Source organism: Verrucomicrobiota bacterium (assembly GCA_037139415.1).
Taxonomy (GTDB): Bacteria; Verrucomicrobiota; Verrucomicrobiia; order Limisphaerales; family Fontisphaeraceae; genus JBAXGN01.
This window is the reverse complement of record JBAXGN010000312.1, coordinates 1-4825: the sequence shown is the minus strand read 5'-3', so window position 1 is coordinate 4825 and position 4825 is coordinate 1. Positions and strand designations below refer to the sequence as shown.

The following is a 4825-nucleotide window of genomic DNA, read 5'->3' as shown; positions in this document are numbered from 1 at the left end:
CCGTTGCTGCCTTCCGGCCCTGGCGGGGTTCGTAAGTCCGCATTCCATGGGCCCTGGCAAAATTAGCGGGCTCATTAAGCCTCACTGGGCTCCCGCCAGCAAGCCAGAAAACGCAGAATTCGGAAAAACTTTACAACAAACCGATTGCATTTCGCTGTTTTCAGTGAGGCATGAGACTTCCAACCAAATTCCCCGCATTTTGGCTTTGGGAATAACGGTTAAGGGGTAGATGAGATTATCCATCGGTTCATCCGGGTAATCCGTTGGCTTGAACTGGTTATCGTTTGTTTCCCATCGCGCGATCCGATAGTCGCAGCGAGAGGATAAAACCCGTGGCCAGGAATCCAGCGCCAATCAAGAACGCCAGCGTGGCGGCTCGGGCAGGTTGATGATCCTTGAGCCAGGCGACGATTTGCGGCCCCACAATTCCCGCCGCCGACCAGGCGGTCAGGATCGCCCCGTACACCACAGGCATGCGCGCAGCTCCAAAGGTATCGAGCACAAAGGAAGGCATGGTGCCGAACCCGCCACCGTAGCAGAGCAGCACATAACAGATCAAGGCGGCGAACAGCCATGGGTGGGCAACCCAGGCCAGTAATATAAATGCCACCACTTGCGTGGCCAGGATGATTCGGAAAGTTTGCACCCGGCCAATGCGATCCGAGAGACCGCCCCAGAAAAAGCGCCCCAAACCGTTAAAGATCGAGCTGACGGCAATCAAGGTAGCGCCATAGGTGGCCAGGGAGGCTGGAGCCAAGTTGGGATGGGACGGTTTCAGCAGGTCTTGCAGCATGGGCGATTGAAACCCGATGATGGCAATGCCCGCGACGATGTTGCAAAAGAACACGCCCCACATCATCCAAAACCGCGCGGAGTGCAGTGGGTTGCCGGCGTCCGGCGTCGGCGGGGCAGGGGAGGCTATATTCGCCGGGGAATTAGCCGGGGCGGCGATTCCGGGTAGCGAAAAATCCGGCGGCGGATTGCTCAGCATCGCGCCACATGCCGTGGCCACCATCAGGAGAGCGACGCCTGAAAACGTGAACACCAGTACCAGGTTTCCGCCGGTGAGCGCCATCAAGGAGGGAGCCAGCACCTTACTCATGAGCAGCGCGCCGAACCCGAAGCCCATGATGACCATGCCGGTGACCAGTCCTTTTTTATCCGGGAACCATTTGGCTACGGTGGCGACCGGGGTGACGTAGCCCAACCCCAGACCGGTGCCGCCGAGGATTCCGAATCCGATGTACAACAAAGGCAGGGATTGCAGGTACAACGCCAGTGCGGCCAGGAGGTTGCCGCTGCCATATAACAGTCCACCGGCCATGGCCAGTGTGCGCGGACCGAAGCGGGCGAGGTTCAAGCCGCCCCAAGCTGCCGCCAGCCCGAGGCAACAAATCGCCAGGCTGAACACCCAGGCCACCTGGGTGTTACTCCAGTGATAGGTTTCCACCAGCGGCTTTTGGAAATAGCTCCAGGCATAAATCGTCCCCAGGCACAGTTGCAAAACGGTGCCGGAGATGGCAATTACCCAGCGATTCATCGGCGTATCTTTATGGGTACCGGTCATTGGATTCAATCTCAAACCGTTTCCTCCCAGAACGGATAGAAGTTGGACCACTGATACGGGTAACGCCGGGCAAACTCCGCCAGGCGGTCGGCGTACTCGTTGACATACGGCTGCAATTGTTCAGGCGTGGCGCGCAGTAGTTTGCGGTCAAGGAACTGCGGTGGGAAGGTGTAGCAGCGGTAGTGCCCGATTTTCTCGCGGACACTAAAGACCTGGAAGATCGGCGCGCCGCTGGCCGCCGCCAAAAGGAAAGCGCCCACGGGGAATTGTGCGGTCCCGCCGAGGAATGGCGCCGCTTGGGCGGCTCCGCCGAAAGTGCGATCCCCATGCAGCGCCACAATCTCTCCCCGGCGCAACGCGGCAATGATGGGGATGCTGCGCAAGGGATGTCCATCCGTGGACAGTAACTGGAATTGTTTGGCCGCCAACGCCTGACTGTACAGTTTCCGGATTTGCGCCTCTTCCTTTTCCAGCACAATGAGGTTGACCGGTTTGTCCAGACGGCCCAGCAGATGGCCGCCCAAATCCCAACTGCCCAGGTGCGCGCCCAGCAGGATGATGCCCTGGCCGCGTCCCAGGTATTCGCGGAACAACGCTTCGTTCTCAAAGCTGTATTCCATTCTGGCCTGGCCCATGATGACCCCGAGACGGTCCAACAGCGTCACGCCGAAGGAAAAGAAATGTTGATAGACCAGAAACGGCCATCGCCAAAACGGTTGCGGACCGCGCACGCGCCGCAGGAATTGGACGGAACTGCGATAGGATTGGGGGCTGGCGAGCGTGAAATACGCTGCCACAAAGATGAGCCAGAAGTACGCCGGCCACAGCCCGCACCAGCGAATGAGCTGCACGAAGAACCAATTGCCAAAGTATCCGCCCCGGCTGCGTCCCGACCAGCGAACTTCCGGTCCGGGCGGGGCAGCTTGTGCGGTGGCGTTGAGAGTGGGCTCGGGCACAGCGCCGAAAGGTTACGGTGATGGCGGACGTGGCGGCAACAACTGCTGTTGAGTCGCGGGAGATTGCAGGAGCGTCACCGCGCGGGCGATGTCCTCGAACAACGGACGGTCGTTGTCCAGCCGTTCTGAAATGGTGCGGATTTGCTGATGCATTGCGCGGAACTGCTCGCCCATGATGTCGCCGCCGCGCAAATCCGCCGCCTGGGCCAGCGCCAGCGCCTGAATGGCGGCCAGCTTCCACACCTTGCCCAGCAGGTCGCGGGTCATGCGGGCGGAAATGGTGCCCATGCTCACCACGTCCTGATTGTTGGCGTTGGTGGGGATGGTCTGCACCGAGGCCGGCGTACACAAAATGCGGCATTCGGCAGCCAGCGACGTTGCCAGCAACTGCACGCCCATGAAACCGGAGTTCAGCCCCGGATCGCCGCCCGAAAGTAATGGTGGCAGTCCTTGGCTGTAGCGCCAGTTGACGAGCCGTTCCAACTGCCGCTCCAGCAACAGGCCCATCTTGGCCAACCCCAGCCGCAAATAATCGCACGCCATGGAAATCTGCTGGCCGTAGAAATTCCCGCAATGAATCACCGAATTAGTTTGGGGGAAGATCAGCGGATTATCGGTGGAGGCGTTGATCTCGCGTTCCACGATATATTCCACATGCCACAGCGCCTCCTGAAACGCTCCCAACACCTGCGGCGCGCAACGGACCGAATACGGGTCCTGAATCTCCACGCCGGGCGCGACGGGTTTCGCGCTGGCTCCCCATTGATGCTCGTCAATCTGCTGGCAAAACCGGGGATGCGTTCGCAGATGACCGGCGATGCGATCCGCCACCGTGCTTTGGCCGCGAAACCCGCGCGCCTTGTGCACCTGCTCGCACAACACTTCCGGCGACGCCCACAGCACTTGAAATAAATTGGCGGTCAGCAATTCCGAATAACTCAGCAAGAGCCCCGCCTCATGAGTGGCCAACGCGGCGAGCGCCGCCATGACGGACGTGCCATTGACCAGCGCCAGCGCCTCCTTGCATTGCAGCACGGCGGGAGTAAGCCCCTGCTGGCTGAACGCCGCCAGCGCGGTGATGCGCTGGTCGCCGGAGCGCACGTGCCCCAAGCCAACCAGCATCCGCGTCATGTGGGCCAACGGCGCCAGATCGCCGCTGGCACCCACCGACCCTTCACACGGTATCTCCGGCAAAATATCCAAGTTCAACGCCTTCACCAGCAGCTCCACCACCACCGGGCGGATGCCGGAATAGCCCCGCGCCATCGCATTGGCCCGCGCCGCCATGATGACCCGCGTCTCGGGCGGGGAAAACAGCGCGCCCTGGCCAACGGTCAGATGATGCAGCAAATTCAACTGATGCTGCTGCAAATCCTGCGGAGAAACCCGCGTGCCGCTCAGGGGGCCGAACCCGGTATTGATGCCGTAAATGGCGCGCGGCTCGGCGGCCAGCTTATCCACCAAAGCGCGGCTCTCCGCCATGCGCGTTGTTGCCGCCGGCGGCAAGGCACAGTTCTCCTCCCGTTGCGCGATCCGCCACAACGCGGGAATCGTCAAATGATGGCCATCCAAATCAATCATGCACGCCTTTATCCATTGAGCTTAAGCAAACCGCCCCGGTCACTTCGGGAAAAGTCTGCGGCGCGAACCATACCCTTGAAGCGATCACCGCTGCAACAAATTGTTCAGCCAACCCAATGCAGGACACGCGCAACCACGGCCACCCCCGCCGAGGTGAGAGGGCAGGGTGAGGGGTGGTTCTCTGTCTCCCTGCGATGCGCGGCTCCCCCAAATCCGTAGCCGCCGACGTGAGTCGGCACACATTTCGGTTTTGGCCCAATCGGCGGTCACCCCCGCACCGAAGCGCCCTGAGCAGATCAGCGCGGACTCACGTCCGCGGCTACTTGCTTCCCCTACTGCCGCCGCAGCGCCTGGATCAGCGCGTTCAGCGTATTATATATGGTACCGGTCTCCCATTGCGTGGGCGGATCGCTCACCACGAAATCCATCGGCATCACGCCGTTGCTGTTCGCGCTGCTGTTGGCAATGAGGGCCGCACTGAGATTACTCAGTGCCTCGGCCAACTGCGTGGTGGTGACGACGCTCGCCTGAAGGGCGGCAACTTGCGCCTCCAGCGCAGCAATACGGGCGCTCTTGTCATCATCCAGGGCCTTGAGGGCGTTGAATTGGTCGCGCAGTTCGCCGGCTTCGGCCAGTGAATTATCAACGGGTTTGTTCGGATCAAAAGGCATAAAAAGAAAAGTATTTAGGGTTAAGGATTAAGGATGATTAAGCCCGATTT

4 protein-coding genes and 1 other RNA gene are annotated in these 4825 nt (G+C 60.5%); all 5 read right to left on the bottom strand.

Annotation, left to right across the window (positions count from 1 at the left end):
- An RNA gene (ffs, locus tag WCO56_28915) (signal recognition particle sRNA small type) lies at positions 1-59 on the bottom strand; the annotation flags it as partial.
- Positions 60-277: 218 nt separating this feature from the next.
- Positions 278-1567 carry an OFA family MFS transporter gene (locus WCO56_28910; GenBank protein MEI7733621.1) on the bottom strand — a complete coding sequence of 430 codons (1290 nt, stop codon included), beginning with the start codon at positions 1565-1567 and terminating at the stop codon, positions 278-280.
- Between the two features lie 11 nt (positions 1568-1578).
- Positions 1579-2523: a hypothetical protein gene (locus WCO56_28905; GenBank protein ID MEI7733620.1), complete on the bottom strand. Its 945-nt coding sequence runs from the start codon at positions 2521-2523 to the stop codon at positions 1579-1581.
- 12 nt (positions 2524-2535) lie between these two features.
- The gene (locus WCO56_28900) at positions 2536-4104 is read right to left on the bottom strand and encodes an aromatic amino acid ammonia-lyase (protein MEI7733619.1); all 1569 of its coding nucleotides are present in this window, start codon (positions 4102-4104) and stop codon (positions 2536-2538) included.
- 332 nt (positions 4105-4436) lie between these two features.
- Positions 4437-4775, bottom strand: a complete 339-nt coding sequence (locus WCO56_28895) for a hypothetical protein (protein MEI7733618.1) — start codon at positions 4773-4775, stop codon at positions 4437-4439.
- Positions 4776-4825: the final 50 nt, after the last annotated feature.